Genomic DNA, 21,058 nt, shown 5'->3' on the forward strand with positions numbered 1-21,058 from the left:
CCCCTGAAAATAGCGACACAACTGCCGAGGACAAACCCAAGGCCGCTGCCAAGCCTGTATTCAAACCGAAAATACCCTCCAAGCCTCCACGCGATTCGGGAGAGGCTGCCGGAGAATAAAAAAACCTTTACACACAATTGATTTTTTGCCAATGCGTATCGTATTTATGGGCACGCCAGAGTTTGCCGTGCCTTCTTTAGAAGCCATCGTAAAAGCCGGATTTGAGGTAGTAGGTGTCATTACAGCCCCAGACAAGCCCGCTGGCCGGGGCAAGAAACTACAAATGTCTGCCGTCAAAACAGCAGCCTTGGCCTTGGGTTTGCCCGTATTGCAACCCGAAAAACTAAAAGCACCTGAGTTTTTGGAAACCTTACGTGGTCTAAAAGCCGACTTGCAAGTAGTGGTAGCCTTCCGAATGCTGCCCGAGGCTGTCTGGCAAATGCCCCCTCTAGGCACTTTCAACCTCCACGCTTCCCTGTTGCCCAAATACCGAGGTGCAGCACCTATCAACTGGGCCATTATCAACGGAGAAGCAGAAACTGGCGTCACAACCTTTATGCTCCGCCACGAGATCGATACTGGCCCGGTAATGTTCCAAACCCGCACGGCCATCCAGCCCGACGACAATGCAGGTACCGTATATGAGCGACTGATGCACGAAGGTGCGATGCTTGTCGTCAAGACAATTCAGGCCATCGCAGCGGGCAATATCCCACAAATACCACAAGACCTCTCCCAACCTGCTCCCCACGCCCCTAAGATTTTTAGAGAGACCTGCCAAATCGATTGGCAACGCCACGCTCAGGAGCTACACAACTTTGTCCGTGGTCTGGCACCCTACCCTTCGGCCTGGGGTGAGATTGCCGGGCAGGTGTACAAGATTCAACAAACGGCCTTGCCCGAGATGCTTCCAGCCCAAATCCCCGCAGAAGCTGCCCCGGGCAGCTTCTATACTGATCACAAAAAGCTGCTATTAGTTCGTACTGGTGAGGGATGGCTCTCCATTCTCCAGCTACAGCCCGAAGGCAAAAAATCAATGCCTATACAAGCCTTTTTGGCAGGAAACAAACTTTAAGCTGCCCAAACTTATTTGTGATGATGGGTGTTTGCATTATATCTAATCCAGTTAAAACTAAAGCACTTATGAGCAAACTAAACCCTGGTATTTCTGCCCCAGATTTTGAAATGGTAGACTTGTTTGATAGACCTGTCAAATTATCTGACTACCAAGGCAAAAAGGTGTTTTTAGGCTTTTATCGCAATGTCTATTGCCCGTTTTGCAATTTGCGCATCCACCAAGTCAAGAAGATGAAAGATTTTTTTGATGAGCACCAAACACAGGTTATCATTGTGATAGAAAGCAATGCTTCGCTAGTGCGCAAGAGTATTTTCCATACAGAAGTGGCTCCTGTTCCTATCATCTGTGATGCAGCACACAAGCTCTACGATATGTATGGGGTTCAAGAATCTTTCTTGGGGGTACTCAAGAGTGTGTTGTCTCCTCAGATGCTCAAAACAATGATGAATGGTAATAAGGAGATAGGTGCACCTTCTGGAAAAGATAAGGATGCGAACGAAAACCTCATGCCGGCAGATTTCTTAATAGATGAAAAAGGCATTATACAACACGCTTATTATGGTAAACACGTAGGCGACCATATCGATTTGGCTGAGGTCAAAAACTTTGTAACACAGCCTGCCTCGCTGTGAGGTATCACAATCGTGCCTGTGCGGACACAGGCACGATCAAAAAAAATAGCTTACTCCCGTACAAAGACCAAGGTTTTTCTTTCACCACTAAGTATGAGCCTTGTTTGTTCTACTGCTTTGATGCCCAAAAGCTGTACATTGCCATTTTCTAAGGAAATGACCAAGCGTTGGCCTGTGTCATCTAACTTCCACTTGGCTTCTTCGGTCTGCTCCACAGATGCTTGCTCATCGTTTTCGTCATAGGTATAGGTTTTGTAGGTCGACTGTGCTGTTCCATCCATTTGCAACCTTAGGGTGATACCCTGTTCTTCATTGACCCAATACCCCACCAACAGTTCTCGACGCTTGTTTGCCTCGTTGGGTGTAAGGGCTATTAGCTTGATGAAGGTAATCTCTTCTCTACCTGTTTGGATAACAAACTCATCAGGCTTGATGCTTACAACTTTGGCTTCTTCGACTACACGGCCTTCTTCTAGGATTTGAAATGTGGTATTATTGTTGGCTAGCTTCCAAGTGCCGTTTTTGCGCCTGTAGTCTCCCTCTTGCATAAAAATTTCGCCATTGGCCTGCATCACCAGCTCCTTGCCTCCATCAAACATCCAAGTACCAACCAATAGGTTTTCTTTGTTGTTTTGTGCCAAGAGTGCTAGTGGTGTCCACAGTATAAGACACAACATAGACAAGATGTGTATAGGTTTCATAGGCTTTTTTGGGTGTTTTGGTTATTGACGAAATGTAGCGGCGATTTGTTATGCAAACCTTAACACTTATTCAGGGTTGCCTAAGTCAAAAAAGCCACTAGAGCGCATACGTCCACCCTAGTGGCCTCAATCAGGGTTTTATTCAAATGAGATATAAAGCTCAGCGGTTTGGCTTTTAGCCAATGTTTGACCGTTTTCGACGGCAGGCAGCCACTGATAAGCGCGTACAAGGCGTTCTAGTTCTTGGCTAAACACTTTGCCGGGGCTTTTGAGTATCACGATATGGGTAACTTGCCCTTTGTCATCCACAGTTACAATAAATGTAACGCCTTTGGGGCCTTTTTGGGGAACTTGGCCTACATCTCGGCGATTTTGGCGTACATATTCCACGAATGCGGCCATTCCATTGGCAGGCACAGCTAACTGAATGTTTGTCTGTTCTGAAAAAGCAATGGATTCCATCAGTTCCTCCTCATCAGCTACCACCGTCAACTCTTGTTTGTGCAAGCGCTCTGCGCTGTTGGTTTTAGCCTCTTTTCGCCGCACAGGAGCCATGTCATACATTACGTGGCTACTGCCCACAGCATAGTTGCTCACCCCTTCGGGCAAGCCAAGAGGTTGCTGTACAGTAGTGTATTCGCCGCTTTTGTTACGAACAAGGTCATCTATGGCTACAAAGGAGGTATAGTTGGTTAGCAGGTTGTAGTCTAAGCCAAGTTTGGTGATTTCGGCGATTTTTCCATCATCACTGCCTATATTGACATAATCGTTCAAAATCTCAACACGTTTGCGCGCCCAGAGGTAGCGCAGGCCTTGTCCCTTGGTTTGGGTCGCTTGATTGAGCGCCAGAGTCTGCTTGTAGGGTTTGTTGCCCGAAAGTCCCTCAATGGTAACCTGCCCTTTAGCTTCGCCTTTATACTTGCCATACACCAAGATAGGTCGCTGAGCGAACACATCTCCAATACTGACCGGCTCTAGGTCATAGACATCGAAGCCGTCGAAGCGCAAGCGGATATTGGTCAGCACCGGGCGCTCTATATACTGACGAAAGCGCACAGCCTCTGCCGGAGCTTCGGCATATTCCACCAGATTCAACTTGGGTGAATAAGCGGCTATAAAATAGAGGTTCTTCCGTAAGTTTGGCGACTTCTGCGAAATAGTCTGCTACCTGCTCTGAGTTTACCTTTTTGAAAGCGACACATTCCGACTCGCTCAGCAGACTTGGCTGAGGACGGACATCGGCTTTGTAGAGCGCCTCAAACCCACCTCATATATAGGTGTTGATGTATTTACGGACACTCTGCTCGTGAATCCCAAAATAGACAGCTATTTCTGAAAACTCCTTCCCCAATTGATAGCGCTTCAACACACGTAATTTTTTATGTGTATATACTCGGGCCTGATGACGACAAAAGTATCGCTGGTATTCTGATTGGTTAAAACCTCTGTTATCAAATTTTTTTCGTTGGCAGCCTATACGCAAATATACGGATTTAAGCCTAAAGGGAGTAATTTTAAGCGTGCTTAACCTTATTTGTTGTTGTCTGATTATCAAGTTATTTTGGGTTCATTGACTGCTATAAATTGACTATATTGGCTAATGTTCATACCTTTGAATAATTGTTATTTGCCAATCAACCCAATATATGTTGCTTGATACTGCCGGGGTACTGCCCCTTCTCTCAAACTGGGATACAGATTTGTTTTTATGGTTGAATCAAAGGCATCTGCCCATACTCGACAGCCTGATGTTCAATTTGAGTAAAACCACCGTTTGGATTCCATTCTATTTGGGTTTGCTAGTGATGGCATACTACAGCTTGGCTAAAAACTTACGACAGACGCTTTTGTTGGTCATTTTTATAGCCCTGACAGTAGTAGCAGCAGACCGCTTTACTTCGGGGGTGATGAAACCCTACTTCGAGCGTTTGCGCCCTTCACACGAACCCTCACTTCAAGGGCAAGTACATTTGGTAAACGATTATCGTGGGGGGAAGTATGGCTTTGCATCTTCACACGCTGCCAATACCTTTGCGTTGGCTACATTTTTTGGTGTGGCCCTCTATGATCGGTGGCCTCTGTGGGCTAGGTTGGGGCTTTTTGGATGGGCAGTGCTTGTTTCTTATACTCGGATTTATTTGGGCGTACATTACCCTGCCGATATTTTGGCCGGAGCTTTGGTCGGGGGACTTTTTGCCTTGGGAGGGGCTTGGGCTTGGCAGCGGCTATCCAGCAGCTAAAAATTCTTACGTGGATCCTATCTTTGCTCAAATTAGGGCGAAAAACCTCAAACAAGCCTATCGCTTTAACGTATTTTTTAGCTAAAACCAAGGTTTTGGGCTAATTTTTGCGTAAAATAAAAAGACACCATACTCCTCAATGCTCTTGAGGAGTTCGATTACCACACACCTTTTCAGGAAGAACTACGTGCTATGCTGACAGAAACGCCTACGCTCATTTATGAAGGAGCGAACTCCTATGTATACAAAACTGCGCTCAATGGTTTAGTAGAAAATACTGCTTTGGTTGGTTATCAAGAACAATCAGCCATTTTGAAAGTCCTCAAAAACCCGCAGCCCTCGCGTGAGCAACTGACGCTCTTTTATAACGAATACGAAATCATCAAGAACCTCGAAGTACGTGGCGTTCGCCGAGTGCTGCGCCGTGGGCGTTACCAAGACCAGCCCGCTCTCTGGTTGGAGTATGTGCCTGGGGTTACGCTCAAGGAAATGCAACTGGCTGCGCGTGCCAACCTAACCCGCTTTTTTGATATTGCTATCCCGCTGGCGCAAATTATGGCCGAAGTACATCAAGCCGGCATCATTCATAAAGACCTTAACAGCAACAATGTATTATACAATCCTGATAACAAGCAGGTTACACTCATAGATTTTGGCATCTCTTCAAAAATAACTCTCAAAAAACAACACCTCGGCAACCCCGAAAAGTTAGAAGGAACCTTAGATTATATTTCTCCTGAGCAAACAGGACGAATGAACCGCGTAGTAGACTATCGGACAGATCTCTACTCGCTGGGGATAGTATTTTTCGAATTGCTTACCGGGCGGCTGCCTTTTCAGAGTAATGATGCGATGGAGCTGGTACACGCACATCTAGCACACACCCCACCAGCGCCGCATACACTCAACCCTGATGTACCGGAGGTGCTTTCGGAGGTAGTACTCAAACTATTGTCCAAAAATGCCGAAGACCGCTACCGCTCTGCTTTTGGGTTGTTGCATGACCTCAAAATCATCCGCGAACGCTGGGAAGCTCTTGCCGAAAAAAGCCCTGACAAGCTCCGTAGTATTGGTTTTGCCATCGCTCAAGAGGATTATTCGGGTCAGTTCCAAATCCCTGAAAAGCTCTATGGCCGCCAAGTTGAGCTAGAACGCTTGCTCAAGGCATATCAAAATGCTTGTAGTGGCCGCATTGAGTTGTTGCTTGTAGAAGGTTACTCGGGCGTGGGCAAATCTGCCTTAGTACACGAAATATACCGCGAAATCACCGAAAAACGGGGCTATTTTATCGAAGGCAAATTTGACCAATTCCAACGAAATATCCCCTATTTTGCTTGGATTCAAGCTTTTAAAAGTTTTATCAACCAAGTATTGACCGAAAGCCCCGAACAACTCGAAAACTGGAAAAGCAAGATCTTGGGCGCTATCGGTTCTAATGGCCGTCTGCTGACGGATGTGTTGCCCTCGCTAGAGCTGGTCATAGGCGAACAACCGGAGCTGCTAGAGCTGGGAGTATCAGAATCTCAAAACCGCTTCAATTATGTGATGCAGAATTTCGTTAACTGTATCTCGAAGCGTGAGCACCCCATGGTCATTTTTATTGATGACTGGCAGTGGGCTGACAATGCTTCATTAGCCTTGCTCAAAACACTCCTCGAAAACCAAGCCGAAGATTATTTGCTGATCATCGGCTCTTACCGAAGTAATGAAGTAGGAGAAACACACCCTTTCCGGCATACCATTGAGGAAATAAAGCAGCTGCACGTCTCTATAGATACACTGGAAATCAATAACCTGCCCCAACAGGATGTCACTGCGCTCATTAGCGATTCCTTACAAAGTAGCCCCGAAGTGGTAGCCCCCTTGGCCGAGCTGGTCTACCAAAAAACACAAGGGAATCCCTTTTTTGTAACCCAGACGCTCCGCTCTCTTTACGAAGAACATTGGCTTTACTTTGATTTTGAACAACGCCTATGGCGCTGGGATCTCGAAAAGCTCAAAAACCTCAATATCAGTGATAATGTGGTAGACCTTATTGCCAAAAAATACCAAAAACTCAACATCGATACCAAAGAAACCCTCAAACAGGCCGCCTGTATCGGGAGTGTGTTTTCGGTTGATTTTCTGACAATGATTAGCCCGCTTTTCCAAGAGCCCGAACAAATCGCGCAGGCCCTAGAGCCGGCGCTTATCGAAGGGCTTATCGCCCCTCACGAATACGAATACAAGTTTGTACACGACCGTATCCAACAGGCTATTTATGCGCAAATACCTACTAAGCGTAAGCGTGATATACACCTGCGTATAGGCCGCCTACTGCTCGAAAAAATCCCCCCCGAGAAGCAAGAAGAATACATCTTCGACATAGTCAATCAGTGGAATTATGGCATCACACTGTTGCAAAACCCCACTGATAAACTACTCTTGGCTACGCTCAACCTTCAAGCTGGGAACAAGGCCAAAGGAGCCGCTGCATACCGGCCTGCTTTTGTGTGTTTTACCAATGCTATCAGCTTGTTGGATGCGCAAAGTTGCTGGACAGACTATTATGAATTTACGCTCAAGCTATTTACCGAAGCCGCGCAGACGGCATTCTTGTTGGGCGAATTTGATTTGATGCACGAGTTTGCCGCCGCTATTGTCCAAAATGCGGCCCGCAGCCTCGATCATCTGGCTTCTTACGAAATCCGGATGCAGTATTATATCGCCAACAATCGCCAACAAGAGGCTCTCGACCACGGCTTGGAGTTTTTAGAGATGGTAGGTATCCCACTCGAAACAGAAGCCCCTGCAATCGAAGATATCCCCGGGCTGGCCTATCTCCCCGAGTTAGACAATGAGACAGTATTGGCGGCGATGGATGTGATGGACAGCATCATCACACCGGCTTGGGCAATGCACCCACGGCTCTTTAAGCAGATTTGTTATACCATGAATGCGCTCTCGATACGCCACGGCAACTGTACTTCTTCGGCAGTAGGTTATGCCTTCTATGGCGGGCTGCTTTGTGGAGGGCTGGGGGATATTGACCAAGGCTATGCCTATGGCAAGGCTGCTATGGAACTGATAGACCGCTATGGCAACGAAGCCCGATACATTCGCTCAAAGGTTGAAAACATCTACATCTCGACAGTAATGCACTGGAAAGAACCAGCACGAGCCACCCTACAGCCACACTTCGATGCGGTACAGGTAGGCCTAGAAACAGGCGAAATTGAATTTGCTTCATACAATATTGTGGAGTCTAATCATTATCACTTCTTAATGGGCGGAAACTTAGAAACACTCGCTCAAAAGTATCAGAAGAACCTCAAACTCATCAAAAAACTAAAACAAGCATTTCATGAGACCTATCTCTTGCCTTGGTATGAGATGGTGCTGAACCTCCGGCAAGAATCTGACAACACCACTTTGCTCAAAAGTGAGCGCTTTGATGAGCACATCCAGTTGCCTCTTTTTGAGGAAGAATCACAGCTTACGCTCGCTTTTGTAACCTATCAGGCCAAAACGATACTACACTATTGGCTGGATAATGAAGAAAGCGCATATCCTTATGCGCTCAAAGCCGAACAACTCAAGGCCGGAGTAGTAGGGATGATGTTCTTGCCTACGCATAGCCTGTTTTATGGCCTTACGCTCTTGGCCAAGGTGCGCAACAATGCCGATGAAGCGCTGAAGCAGGAACTGCTTGCCACTTATGATGCTGTTGAGCACGAGTTGGCCTTCTGGGAGTCGCACTGCCCTGCCAATATCGCACATAAACTACACCTGCTCCGCGCCGAGCGCCTGAGTTTAGACCCAACACACAACCTTATCCAAGTACTAGAGCATTATGAACAAGCGATAGACCTTGCGCGCCATCAGCGCTTTATCCAAGAGCAAGCTCTGGCCAATGAGGCAGCGGCCAAGTATTTCTTGAGAATCGGGCGTGAAAAATTTGCCCGTGTCTATATGGAAGAGGCGCGTTATCTGTATGATATGTGGGGTGCCAAAGCTAAGGTGGCCTTGCTCGACAAACAATACAAAACCTTGCTTGTGGGTGATAAAAAAGCTCCTGCCGCTACTACCAACCGCACGACTACCCTATCGACGACTACCTCGTCGAGCGGTGCAGGGCTGGATATGAATACCATCATCAAGGCTTCGCAGACGCTTTCAGAAGAAGTAGTATTGGCACACTTACTCGAAAAGATGATGCGTATTGTCATCGAAAACGCAGGGGCGCAAAAAGGTTACCTGATTCTGGAAGGCAAAGACCAACGCTGGTATATTGAAGCCGAAGGCAATGCCCAACAAAAAGAGGTAGATGTCATGCAACATACCAATATCGATGAGGCTCCCCTCTCCAACGGAGTGATCAACTATGTAACTCGTTTGCGCGAAGGAGTGATTCTAAACAATGCGTCAGAAGAAGGGAAATTCGTCAAAGACCCTCATATTCAAGCACATAAACCCAAGTCACTGCTCTGCCTCCCCCTACTCAACAAAGGTAAACTCACCGGGATACTCTATCTCGAAAACAACCTCGTAACAGCCGCATTTACGCAAGAACGCATCGAGATTTTGAGCTTGCTTTCTTCACAAATAGCTATTTCTATCGAAAATGCCCGCTTGTATGAAAACCTTGAGGAGAAAGTACAAGAGCGTACTGCCAAGCTCAATGCAGCTTATGAGGAAATAGAAAAGAAAAACCACGACATCACCGGCAGTATCAATTATGCCCGCCGTATCCAACAGGCGATGTTGCCTCGAATGGAGCGAATCAATACCGCGCTGCCTGAGTCTTTCATCCTCTTTATGCCTCGTGATATTGTCAGTGGCGATTTTTATTGGTTTGCCAAACAACAAGGCAAGACCATCATAGCTGCTGTAGACTGTACCGGCCACGGTGTCCCCGGCGCATTTATGAGCCTCATAGGCAGCGACCGCCTACACAACATCGTCAGCAGTCAAGGTATTGTAGCTCCGGCACGTATCTTGGACGAGTTGCACCTAGGTATCAACCAAGCACTCAAACAAGATAAGACCGAAAACCGCGACGGTATGGACTTAGCGCTCTGTGTGCTTGACCCCGACACCCACACACTACAGTTTGCCGGAGCAAAAAATCCGCTTATCTACATCCAAAATGGCGAACTGATAGAAGTCGCCGGAGACAAAATGCCCATCGGTGGGCGGCAATGGGGCAAAAATGAAAAAGAACGACGCTTTGGCCAACACGAAATCCCGCTCCGCGCCGATACCGACACCTATTGTTATCTCTTTTCGGACGGCTACCCCGACCAATTTGGGGGAGAGAAAAATATGAAGTTTATGAAAAAACACTTCAAAAGCCTCTTGCTCGACATTCATCAAAGACCCTTCGAGGAGCAGCGTATCATCTTGCGTGACACCATACGCCAATGGATGGGAGATGAACACAAACAACTGGATGATATTCTGGTAATAGGGTTTAAAGTCCCTTTCCGCCCTGCGGCTAGAATTGGGTTCTAGACACACTAGTTACACGACCTTTGTAACTAGCTGGGACCAACTTTCTATCCCCTTTTCGGGGTTATGTACATCACCCAAGAGCTGCAGATTGTGTAGTTGTTGGCACAATACATTAAGCAAGGCCAACCCTACATTTCCTGTAGCTCCGGTGATAAGCCAAGTATTGGAAGTTGATTTCAGTTTGAATATCAATTGTTTGTGTAAGTAACTTATGGTTTGTTTTAGGGTTTAGGTTTTTGTCTTAAACTTTCCTCAATGAGGCTAAAAACACCAAGCTATCTACTCACCATACTGATGCTTTCCGGCAGACCAACCACGGTTACCCAACCATTGTTGGCCAGAAGAGGCTGCCTCCTCTTCGAGCTGCGTACCCATGGAATCATTCCATCGGTTAAGGTATCCAAAAAGCGCTACTACACCCATCATTTCTACAATTTCGCCTTCGTTCCAGTATTTACGCACTTCCTGAGCAACAGCCTCATCGACAGCATTGGGTACTGTAGCCGCAGCCAATGCCAGTTCCAAGGCAGCACGCTCTGCAAGGCTGAAAGCTGGGTGAGTTCTAAACTCCCATATATGTGCCAATTGTTCGGCCTCGGCTCCATAACGCTCAGCAGCCCTGATTGTATGGGCTTGGCAATACCTGCACCCTGTGGCATTGCTCGTAATATAACCTATCAGGCGTTTGAGCGCACTGCTCACCCGTCCGTGGTTTGCCATGACAGCCTTGTTAAGGTTGATAAAGGCATAGGCAATCTCAGGTCGATGGTACATTGTCAGAACACTATTGGGGCAAAAACCCAGCGTTTCATTATAAAAAGCAACGAGCTCTTGTAAGGCAGCGTCCTTTGGATTATTTACAGGGTTGACTAATGGTGTTTGCATATGACAAGGTTTAGTATGTGAGTAGTTTTTGAGGTCTATTCATTCCCTTTCGATGAGCAAATAATACTTAAACTGTTTGCTACGATCGGCATTGAAGCGCGTCCCTTGCATAACCCCCTGGCGCATAGTTCCCTCCCAGTAGCCAGTAACTTGTTGATTTTCATCATATTCTGTGAATTTCTGATAAAAAGTTACTGTACTCATCTCATAGGTAGCCCGCCCTTCGAGGTAATATTTATTTTTCCCGTTGCCAGAGTGGTAGTTTCCCATCAGAACACCATCTTGGTTGTCTTCATAAAAACAAAGTGTAATGGGGCGACTGCGTAAGGAGCCTTTGAATGTGAGGGTACATTGTGCCCAGGTAAGCGCAGGGAAAAGGCAAAAGAAGCTAATCAGCAACAGATGAGGTTTCGGAGTCAGTATTTTGTGCATTTTGGAGTTGTTTGGGTTTGATTTTAAGATTCTGAGCCACTATTCGGAGCAACTTTCGTTCGGCAAAGGCACGCTTGCCATCGGCTTCGGCAATGGCATTGAGATATTGCCACAGGTGCTCCTTTCCGGCTTCGTCAAGGACATCGCGCAAGATAAGGGCCATATCTTTTACTTCGGGTAAATCCCGATGATAACTCAAGACTTGGCGAAACTCATTCTCCTCAAAGTCAGGCAGCCAATCCCTGCCCAATGTCGCGGCTATGCTGATTTCGGCCTCCTCGGCGGTTCCGTCAGCCATCACCATCTTGGCCGCCATGGCATAGGCGATGGCGGTCAGGTCAAAAAGCCCCGGGTGTTCAGGCAAGCCTAATTGGTGGAGATGACGGCGCAAACGCTTAGGTGTCGGACGAACAAATACCGCCTGTCCTAGGTTGTAACTTATCAAAATCGGGTTGACTACTGCGGCAGTAATGCTAAACCAGCCCACCAAGCCCGAAACGCCGACTTCTTGCAGTGCCTTTTTGCGCAAACAAGACCGGCAGCCCATAAATCGGCGATACCCTATCTGATAGGCAATCAACAGCCCCCGTACATACGGAATGCTAAGACTGGCCTCTATAGGGCGCTCGTGGCAATAAGGGCAGGTGTATTGTTTTTGGGGAATAGGAACAAGCTCGGCCATAGTGTTCGGAAGTTGATGAGCCAAATGTACAAAAATTAAGACAATCTGCCACAGATTCCTCCTTCTAGCAGGATAAGTTTGATTACAGACAACCTCCTTATCAAAGCACTCATTATCAATAATTTATTCAAGTATCAGTTACCATCATGCAAGATTGTTTTCTCCCGAGGCTCCTGATAGGGAACACTAAACAGCCCGGGAGTTTTAGTTTGTGGCCGGTTTGTTTTTCACAAATTAGGCTGTATCTTCGTTATATGGAAAATTCCTGTCTCAGGAAGTTTCTAAAGCAAAAGAATGCAAAAATACGCTAAACATGAAAGATACGCTAGACCTGATTTTAGCCTATGAGGGCAATGACATCCACCTACTCAAAGAGTTGGTCAAAGAAATTCGCCCTCGCAGCCAAGTTAGAATTCCAGAAGCGATTTCTCAAATAGAAAACCTTATTGCCCTTCTTAAAGCATACCCTGAGTATAAAGTTGGATTTATGCGCTACTGGGCCGCCCTAACCGAAAAGCGTAGTTGTATGCGCCTCCTGACAGATACGGGCATTCAATCTTATAAAGGTTTTAGCGCAGAGTTGGTAGAACGCTTCAGTCACAGTTTCCTGCCACCAGTAACTGACAAGAACAGCTTCCTACACCTCATAGGTGAGCTTTTTAATAAAAAAAACGACTATAAATGGGTGCGCGCCATTCCTCATTCCGTTTGGAAGCGCTTGTTTGAGGAGTTGCATTTCAAGAGTGTGGCCGAGATGCCTTCCGAAAACCCACTCTTACAACAAGTTTTAAACGGCATCTTAATCATCTCCCTGCGTATCAATACCATTGCTCTAGAGCAAGATGTGATTGAGCGGTTGCCAGAGCTAGAGAAGTTCGACTCTCCCTTTATGGTGCAAAATATCGAGATAGATAATTATCTCAAAAACTACCGCGCCGAGGGGTTCGACCGTAGCCATCACAATCAAGATTATAAGCAAATACTCATTATTCTGCGCCAATGCGAGGAGTATATTCAGGTATTGCGCAAAAATAGGGATAAATATGGAATCACCCTGCGCATTACACACAGTTTGCTACGGCTTTCCCAAAACATCAAGCGGGTACATATGTTGCTGCGACTCATCACCTTACACCACAATGAAGACGATCGCTACCTACCCGAGATTAGTTTCTTGAAAGAAATAGTAGAGCAACACAATACCCGCAACAGCCTCAACTTGTATGTTCAGCGAAATATTGGCTTGTTGGCCTACCAAATCACCGAACACGCCAGCAAAACCGGCGACCACTACATCACCAGTGGGCGGAAGGACTATTGGAATATGTACCGCTCAGCTATGAAAGGCGGCCTGATTGTAGGCTTCCTTTCGATGTTCAAAACCCTGTTTTATTATCTCAAAGTCTCTCCTTTTGTACACGGCTTGTTGTATAGTGCCAATTATTCCTTTGGTTTTATTGCCATTTATCTTTTCAAGGGAACTCTTGCCACCAAGCAACCTGCGATGGTAGCGACCAAGTTGGCCCAAACCCTAGACATCAAGCCCCAACAAGCCCCTATTGATTTTGAGCAATTTTCGCGGCTGATAGCCAAGGTATCGCGCTCACAGTTGGTGGCTTTTATAGGCAATGTAATGGTTTCTTTTCCAGTGGCTTATGGATTGGCCTGGGGGTATTTTGCCCTTTATGGTGTACACATCGCCACCCCCGAAAAAGCCCAACACCTCATCCACGAAATACATCCTTGGCGTAGTTTGAGCCTTTTTCACGCCGGTATTGCAGGCGTATATCTCTTTTTATCTGGCTTGATATCTGGGTATTATGACAACCAGACCGTCTCCAACAAAATACCACAGCGCCTCCGCCAACACCCCGTACTCAGCCGCATTATGCCCAAAAAATGGCTCACCAACCTAAGCAACTACCTCGAAAAAAGTATGGGTAGCTTAGCCGGTAACTTCTGGTTAGGGATTTTCTTGGGCAGTACCGCTATTTTGGGCGGCTTTTTGGGCTTGCCTATCGACATCAGGCACATTACTTTTGCTGCCGGCAATTTTGGCCTTGCTATTGTGGGGCTAGAACATGCCATCCACTGGAAAGTAGTCGTAGTCACCATCTTGGGTATTATCGGTATCGGTTTTATGAACTTTATTGTGAGCTTTGGCTTGGCAACCTTTGTGGCTATCCGGGCGCGTGGCATCAATTTCTTGCAATCGAGTAAGTTGCTCCGGCACGTTATCAGGTATTTTATCAAGCATCCTTGGGAGTTTGTATTCCCACCCAAAGACCCCAAAGCCCTCCCTCCTGCCAGTAGTGGCGACCAAAAAAGCAGCACATTGGTAGATGCGGCCACGCATTAGCCCCGGCCAGTCTGTCAAAAAGGCTGACTTTTTGGCCTTCGGTCTAAACATCGCACTAGTTTGGCTGTTTTGTTGTTATCACTTGCAGAATAGCAATGCGTGTGTTGTGTCTACCCATTAGACACAACCACCAATAATGATGTATTATGAAAATAGGAATCGTTTGTTACCCCACCTTTGGGGGCAGTGGCGTAGTAGCCACAGAGTTGGGCAAAGGCTTGGCACAACGCGGCCATCAAGTCCATTTCATTACCTACTCCCAACCAGTGCGGTTGGATTTCATCAACGAGAATCTCTTCTACCACCAAGTGTACCTGCCGAGCTACCCGCTCTTCCAATACCCTCCCTACGAGCTGGCTTTGGCCGGCAAGATTGTCAATGTGGCGCTACACGAAAAACTCGACCTGTTGCACGTACACTACGCCATCCCACATGCCTCTGCGGCGTTTATGGCCAAGCAAATCCTCAAAACCAGAGGGGTTGAGCTTCCAGTGGTAACTACCCTGCATGGCACAGACATCACGCTGGTGGGTAAAGACAGCAGCTTTGAGCCTGTGATTACGTTCAGCATCAATGCCTCTGATGGTGTTACGACGGTCTCCGAAAGTCTCAAAAAAGACACCTATGCGCACTTTGCTGTAGAAAAAGACATTGCAGTCATCCCGAACTTCATTGACCTTGAGCGCTTCAAAAAGCAGAAAAAAGAGCACTTCAAAAAAGCTATCTGCCCTAATGACGAAAAGCTCTTGGTACACACCTCCAACTTCCGAAAAGTAAAACGCATTGAGGATATTTTAGCGATTTTTAGGAATGTTCGCGCCGAGATTCCGGCCAAACTTCTGCTAGTAGGCGATGGCCCCGAGCGTAATGCCATGGAAGAGCTGGCGCGCAAATGGCAAATAGCCGATGATGTGCGCTTCTTAGGCAAGCTCGAAGCAGTAGAAGAAGTACTCTCCTTGGCCGACTTGTTTCTGATGCCTTCCGAAAAAGAAAGCTTTGGCTTGGCCGCCCTTGAGGCAATGGCCTGTGAAGTACCTGTGATTGCTTCTGATGCCGGCGGTATCCCTGAGTTGAATATCGACGGAGTTACGGGTTTCAACAGCCCTGTAGGAGATGTAGCCGCAATGACCCGAAACGCCCTGCATATCTTGCAAGACGATATGTTGCCGGCTTTCCGCAAAAATGCCTTGGCTAATGCCCAACAATTCGATATTGTCAATATCTTACCGCAGTACGAAGCCTTTTATGAAGCTACTTATCAAAGCGTAAGGCAGGCTGCCATAGTTTGAGTTTATACCAAGATTCACAAGATTTGGTTTTCTTAATTCTCAAGGATTCTCAGCACACACATTTCCCAAACCAATTTTGGTTGGGTATATCTTAAATACGCCCAATGAGATACTTACTGATTTCTTGTTTGATGCTCTGCACCCTGGCTCCACTGATGCTTAGCGCACAAGTACAGCGCTACGACAACCCCGACTCGCAAATCCTGAAGGGGGTGCGTATTCCTTCTAACGTACAGCTGTTTTTTACAAGCGGCATTGTGGCTCCCGTACTAGATAAACATAGCGATGACCCCTACCAACGCTATGGCGATACCTACACCCAAAGCATCAATACCCTCCAGCGTATTGCGGATATTTTGGCAGAGGCCGGGCTGCGTATGGAAGATGTAGTGCAGCTGCGTATTTATCTCGCGCCTGACCCCAAGCTCGATAACACCTTTGATTTTGAGGGATGGTTTAGGGCTTACCCTCAGTTTTTCAACAATGCCGACAACCCCAACAAAGTTGCCCGCACTACCTTGGCCGTGGCGGCACTTGCACGCCCCGATTTACTTGTAGAAATTGAGGCCGTAGCGGTATACCCTGACCAAGGGCGCTAGGCACTCTTTCTAGTCAAATAACTGCAACTGATTGGCATCTTGACGAATTTGGGTGCCACATTGCATACAAAAGTTCGCCCTGCGTAGGTTGGGGTGATGGCACTTGGGACAAGGCACAGCCTCTTGTGGAGGGTACCGGTGCTCATCGCGGTTCATCTCTGCTGTAATGATGCCTGTAGGCACAGCTATGATGCCATAGCCCAACAACATCACCAAGGAAGCTATCATTTTGCCCAAGACAGTTTGTGGTACAATATCGCCATAGCCTACCGTCGTGATGGTTACAATAGCCCAATAAATGGCTGTGGGGATGTTGTCAAACCCCGCTTTCCCTCCTTCGACGACATACATCAAACTTCCCAAAATAGTTACCAAAGTAAACACACTGAGCAAGAAGACCGTAATTTTGTATGAACTGGCCACCATTGCCCGCTTGAGGTGGTCGGCAGCCTGAAAGTATTGCCCTAGCTTTAAAATCCTAAATACCCGCATCAAACGCAACAACCTGATACTAAACAAATATTGTAAACCGGAGGTAAAAATAAGGATAAAAATAGGCAACACAGCCAACAAGTCGATAACCCCCCACATACTCAGCACATAACGCCAAGGCTTGGGCGAACAATAAATCCGTAGGGCATATTCCATCAGAAAAAATGCGCTGAATGTCCATTCCAACACCAACAACGCTGGCCTGTATGACTGGTACACTTCTACCATACTTTCCAGCAGTACCAATACCACACTCAGCACTATAAAGACCAAAAGTGCCACATCAAAATACTGTCCAGCCTTAGTTTCTGTACCAAAAATCACCTCGTGAAGTGTTTCTTTTAAAGGAGACATAAGCTTGGTTTATTGGGTTTTAGAACAAAGGTTAGATTACTCCAAGCGCAGCGACAGCGAAGTTCCAAGCAAAAAATTATCGTAGGCAGGTGCTGCCCCTTGCACGAAGACCCGTTCGGTAGCGTGTAGGCCGCGCCCTTCGAGCCGCCACAGCACTTGCGGTGTCAGCCGATAGTCGATGTTGAGTGTGTAACCTGCGGCTTGCAGCCCGTTGGGTGTTCCGGTTTGGATGATGACCACGTTGGGGTCGCTGTAGTACTCACCTCGGGTAGCGATAAAAATTCGCTTGCTCAACTGATAGCGCACCAAAAGCTGGGGGGTATACCAACGGTTGAACTCCGTAGTATTGTCAGGGGCTTTGGCTTCGAGCCCAATATCGAAACCTGCCAATATGCTCCAGCGTTGCCAAGGCTGCCACTGGGTGTAGAAATTATGAAAATACCGCATCAACACCAGCGGATCGTCGGTATCGCTACCCACAAAGGAACTGCTGTTGAACATCAACTTCGCCGAAGGAGTCCACTGAATCTGGTGGCCAAAGGCCGGTACTTGGTTGTTGCGTGGGCGCTGAATACGTTGCCAGCCATTGAGGTAAAGTATGCTCAAAAGCCATTTTTCGTCATCTGATTGGTAGCTGAGCTTGGCTCCCGAAAAATAATATGGAGAATTTTCGGCGGCTAAGCTGCGGGTCATCGTCCAGCAGTCTGCCCCAATGGCACTCTCAAACCCGATGTGTGAGGCAAAAATACCCGCCTCCAGCCAAAGGTTCCTGCGTGTTGATAGCTTTACTCCTATATTGGCCTCAAAAATATTTTTCAACACCCCCGGTTCATCGGCCAAGTTGGCATTGGCATAGGTGCCCGTCATCAGTGCTAGCTTGCCCCTCACACGCTCAGCGCTGTATTCGGCTTGTAGGTATGCAAAGTTGAGATTTACCTCGTTGTGCCTATTAAAGGAAGGCATAAACTCTGGGCGGTTATGGTTGGCTGGGTTGGCAAAATCATACACATAATAGGTCTCCAAGTAGCCACTAAATCGCAAGCTGGCGCTGCTGTCTTGAGGGGACAGTTTGATTTGGGCTTGTAAAAAAAGTACTGGAGCACAAGCCCATAGCCACAGCCCCAAGCAGCAGACACGGCAAAGGTGATGAGTATAGATATTTGTCATAAATATGCCAAGATGTACTTGATTTGAGGATTCACAGGATTTTGTTTTCTTGATTCTCAAGGATTTTCAGCCCATACATTTCCCAAACTAATTTTGATTGGGTACTGCTTTCTGTATTGACGATAAGAAAAATGAAAACCCTCAAGGCGCAAATTGATGGGCATTTCTTGAGGGTTTGTCATCTATCTTATTCTTCCAACGCAGCCGCTATAGTGCCACTTTTGTCTTTAGAAGCCGCCTTGGCATTCGTTGTAGGCGTAGCTTTGGGAGTCAATATTTTGAGTAAAATCTGTAGAGTAATCTGATAGGTAGGCCGCACGCCTGTAAGCCCCAAGCTACCCGAGGCAAGCGTGCTGCCCGTCAGCAGCGGATTGTCAGAGGCATAATAGGCATAGCGTGTAACCACGTGCTCACTGATATTCTTACGGATTTTGGCTGCCGCTTGAATGGCTTTTTGGTAATGTGCCCCTTCCATTTCTAGGCCTACCGAGTGCCACGACGAATCTTTGAAGTAGGTCAGCACATCCCTATTTTGGAGCGAGGTTCCCATTACGGTTACCATAGAACCTTCAAACACCTGTACGCCGCTATTGGCAAAATCAGCGACTGTAAAATCATTGTCAAAGGGGTAGTTGTCAGCTGTGCCTTCAAAGATATGCGCGTGTGGAATCATAATATCGCCTTTGTCGCCTTGTAGGATACCGGCCTTGCCCATAATCGAGATAGACTCGACATTGAGCGGGATACGCTGTCCATCAAGCTCATACGGTTTGAGCAGCTCGTCCATCGTTTCAAAAGCCTGCTCGCCAAAGGCATAGTCCATCACAAGCAAAAGTGGCTTTTGTTGCTGAACATAGTTTTTATCAAACTTCAATGAAGTAGGCAGCGTTTGCAGGTGGCAAACACTTAGGTCAAAAAGCTGTACGTGGATATTGGTTCCCGACTGGTCATTGATGGTGTACATCCCGTGTTGTTCGGCATATTGGCGCACCAAGTCCATCAGCGCACTGTTTTCGCCTTTGCTCAGCTCTATAGCTACCTCTACAAGGTCGGCGCTGCGGTCGAAACGGTCTTGCAACGCCGCTACGGCATAGAGCGTGTTCATCACGCTGTGTAAGTTGGCGCTGATGATATGTATGGGTCGATTAATGAGCTTATAGGTATGCAAGACGTGCTTGATTTGGTTGGCCCAGCGCTCTCCGTGGATATGATGCCCGATGCGCTCGCGCAGCGTGGGGCTGAAGCTGATTTCGCGGTACTTGCCTTCGGTCTGCTCCGCAATGACCAGTTTGCCCAGCCAATAGACCAGATGAAACAGGCCGTTGTTGCTGTCCATATTCTCCTTGAAGCGCTCATAGGCTTGCTTGGTTTCGGCAAAAGTACGGCCAAGAAGATAGCTCAGATAGGCAAAAGCAATGTCTTTGTTGGTTTCGTTGAGGCGGCGCTCACCCAATACGATTTGCTCTAGCTTGAGCCACTCGCGGGTGGGGTTGCCGAGCCTGTCAAAAGCTTTGCGTCGAATTTTTTCGGCTTCGTTGTAGAGGAAGGTAAGATGCGTAAGCAGGTCGTATACCTCGCTTCGCCCACGGGTGATTTCGATGAGCATCTGCTCGCTGTCAATGCGATAACAGTTGCGGCGGCGCTTGGCCGGGATGATGACTTCAAAATTGGAGTGCCCCAACCCCTCTTCGGCAATCAGTCGGATAAATCGACACTCTTCGATGCCCTTGGGCAAGCGATCTATCACATACACCAATCCGTTGAGCTCTACTTTTTCGGTATCGACCATCGAGCCATAAATTTCGGGCGAAAGTGTCAACAATGCTTCGCGCAAAACAGCCCCTGAGTCGGCAGGGCGGTAGCTGCCACTGTTGAATACGTGGCGCATTTCGATGTATAGCTTTTCAATGGCTGAGCGCGACTCCCGCGCCTTGCTCAGCTCTAAAGAGATTTCGTGTTGCGACATAGCAAATCTATTCTATTGATGAATTGTTTCTGATAATGAGGGGCTTGCGCATTTGACCCTAAAATACAGCTTGAAGCTACAACAATTTGGCCATAAAATCAACTCAAAGCCCGAACATCCAGTGAATTCCTAAGACCCCAAAAAAGTGCCTTGTCAGAAAGCGAGGCAAGTCCACCGGTTCACCAAAGAATCGGTTGTCTCTGCTAGGGAGTCGCTCACCATAAGCCCACTCACTTTGGTTAAAAAAACGCTGAAAGCCTATTTGTGCACTGATAATGGGGCTGCTCCGTTTCTCGCGTCGGATATCAAAAAAGGCGTATTCAAAGGCTATTGCTGTGCGCCAAGTCCCAAAGTTTGACCGCACATACGCATCAGCAGTGTAGTTACGGGCTGCTTCTCGGAGCGACTCCGGTAATCTTCCTCTAAACCGCACCTGTGTTTCGCCCAAACCAATACCTTGCAGCACGATGATGGACAAGCGTTCTTGATAGACCAAGGCATAGCCAACTTGCAATAGCCCCTCCAAAAGCATGAGATGTGCATTGCGCAAAGGAGATACGTTGAGGCTCCCACCCAACAAGACCGGTACGCGCCCGCGCTGGTAGCGCCAATAAAAACCTAGCTGCTGATGAGGAATCTCTACCCGCCCATTGGGAGCTACCCCCTGTTCTTCGAGCCACTAATCCCAG

The 21,058-nt window shown here is 47.4% G+C and carries 16 protein-coding genes; 7 read left to right on the top strand and 9 right to left on the bottom strand.

Going from position 1 to position 21,058, the window contains the following annotated elements:
- Positions 1-151 precede the first annotated feature (151 nt).
- Both fmt and G499_RS0114435 read left to right on the top strand, forming a co-directional pair.
- A complete protein-coding gene (gene fmt / locus G499_RS0114430) occupies positions 152-1,075 on the top strand; it encodes a methionyl-tRNA formyltransferase (RefSeq protein ID WP_245576750.1) in 924 nt (307 codons plus the stop codon).
- Positions 1,076-1,143: 68 nt separating this feature from the next.
- Positions 1,144-1,710 carry a peroxiredoxin family protein gene (locus tag G499_RS0114435; RefSeq protein WP_027000529.1) on the top strand — a complete coding sequence of 189 codons (567 nt, stop codon included), beginning with the start codon at positions 1,144-1,146 and terminating at the stop codon, positions 1,708-1,710.
- Positions 1,711-1,760: 50 nt separating this feature from the next.
- Here G499_RS0114435 and G499_RS0114440 read toward each other — a convergent pair whose 3' ends face one another.
- Entirely contained in the window at positions 1,761-2,411 is a 651-nt protein-coding gene (locus G499_RS0114440) for a hypothetical protein (RefSeq protein WP_027000530.1), read from the bottom strand.
- Between the two features lie 138 nt (positions 2,412-2,549).
- The gene (locus G499_RS0114445) at positions 2,550-3,497 is read right to left on the bottom strand and encodes an energy transducer TonB (protein ID WP_027000531.1); all 948 of its coding nucleotides are present in this window, start codon (positions 3,495-3,497) and stop codon (positions 2,550-2,552) included.
- Between the two features lie 560 nt (positions 3,498-4,057).
- On the opposite strand from G499_RS0114445, the gene G499_RS0114450 reads away from it, so the two are divergent.
- Entirely contained in the window at positions 4,058-4,651 is a 594-nt protein-coding gene (locus tag G499_RS0114450; RefSeq protein WP_035727694.1) for a phosphatase PAP2 family protein, read from the top strand.
- Between the two features lie 192 nt (positions 4,652-4,843).
- A complete protein-coding gene (locus G499_RS20175; protein ID WP_051296283.1) occupies positions 4,844-10,144 on the top strand; it encodes an AAA family ATPase in 5,301 nt (1,766 codons plus the stop codon).
- A gap of 279 nt (positions 10,145-10,423) precedes the next feature.
- Here the strand turns inward: G499_RS20175 and G499_RS0114465 are convergent, their stop codons facing one another.
- The 3 genes from G499_RS0114465 to G499_RS20180 are packed head-to-tail and all read right to left on the bottom strand — an operon-like array spanning position 10,424 to position 12,143.
- Positions 10,424-11,029: a carboxymuconolactone decarboxylase family protein gene (locus G499_RS0114465; RefSeq protein WP_027000534.1), complete on the bottom strand. Its 606-nt coding sequence runs from the start codon at positions 11,027-11,029 to the stop codon at positions 10,424-10,426.
- 39 nt (positions 11,030-11,068) lie between these two features.
- A complete protein-coding gene (locus G499_RS0114470; protein ID WP_154658476.1) occupies positions 11,069-11,461 on the bottom strand; it encodes a hypothetical protein in 393 nt (130 codons plus the stop codon).
- Entirely contained in the window at positions 11,418-12,143 is a 726-nt protein-coding gene (locus tag G499_RS20180) for a tellurite resistance TerB family protein (protein ID WP_051296284.1), read from the bottom strand. Before G499_RS20180 ends, G499_RS0114470 begins: the two co-directional genes overlap by 44 nt.
- 313 nt (positions 12,144-12,456) lie before the next feature.
- Here G499_RS20180 and G499_RS0114480 point away from each other — a divergent pair, with 313 nt between their 5' ends.
- The 3 genes from G499_RS0114480 to G499_RS0114490 all read left to right on the top strand — a co-directional run bounded on the left by G499_RS0114480 (position 12,457) and on the right by G499_RS0114490 (position 16,390).
- A complete protein-coding gene (locus tag G499_RS0114480; protein ID WP_027000536.1) occupies positions 12,457-14,502 on the top strand; it encodes a site-specific recombinase in 2,046 nt (681 codons plus the stop codon).
- A 146-nt stretch (positions 14,503-14,648) separates the two neighbouring features.
- The gene (gene bshA, locus G499_RS0114485; RefSeq protein WP_027000537.1) at positions 14,649-15,791 is read left to right on the top strand and encodes an N-acetyl-alpha-D-glucosaminyl L-malate synthase BshA; all 1,143 of its coding nucleotides are present in this window, start codon (positions 14,649-14,651) and stop codon (positions 15,789-15,791) included.
- Positions 15,792-15,895: 104 nt separating this feature from the next.
- Positions 15,896-16,390, top strand: coding sequence for a RidA family protein (locus G499_RS0114490; protein ID WP_035727695.1), 495 nt, complete (start codon positions 15,896-15,898; stop codon positions 16,388-16,390).
- 9 nt (positions 16,391-16,399) lie between these two features.
- Here G499_RS0114490 and G499_RS0114495 read toward each other — a convergent pair whose 3' ends face one another.
- From G499_RS0114495 to G499_RS0114510, 4 genes are all read right to left on the bottom strand, one after another.
- Positions 16,400-17,236, bottom strand: a complete 837-nt coding sequence (locus G499_RS0114495) for an ion transporter (protein ID WP_027000539.1) — start codon at positions 17,234-17,236, stop codon at positions 16,400-16,402.
- A gap of 36 nt (positions 17,237-17,272) precedes the next feature.
- Entirely contained in the window at positions 17,273-18,403 is a 1,131-nt protein-coding gene (locus G499_RS20185) for a porin (protein ID WP_081413820.1), read from the bottom strand.
- Between the two features lie 187 nt (positions 18,404-18,590).
- Positions 18,591-20,369 carry a DUF6909 family protein gene (locus G499_RS20190; RefSeq protein WP_245576751.1) on the bottom strand — a complete coding sequence of 593 codons (1,779 nt, stop codon included), beginning with the start codon at positions 20,367-20,369 and terminating at the stop codon, positions 18,591-18,593.
- A 103-nt stretch (positions 20,370-20,472) separates the two neighbouring features.
- The gene (locus G499_RS0114510; protein WP_154658477.1) at positions 20,473-20,919 is read right to left on the bottom strand and encodes a hypothetical protein; all 447 of its coding nucleotides are present in this window, start codon (positions 20,917-20,919) and stop codon (positions 20,473-20,475) included.
- Positions 20,920-21,058 lie beyond the last annotated feature (139 nt).

This window comes from Eisenibacter elegans DSM 3317 (genome assembly GCF_000430505.1).
Classification (GTDB): Bacteria; Bacteroidota; Bacteroidia; order Cytophagales; family Microscillaceae; genus Eisenibacter; species Eisenibacter elegans.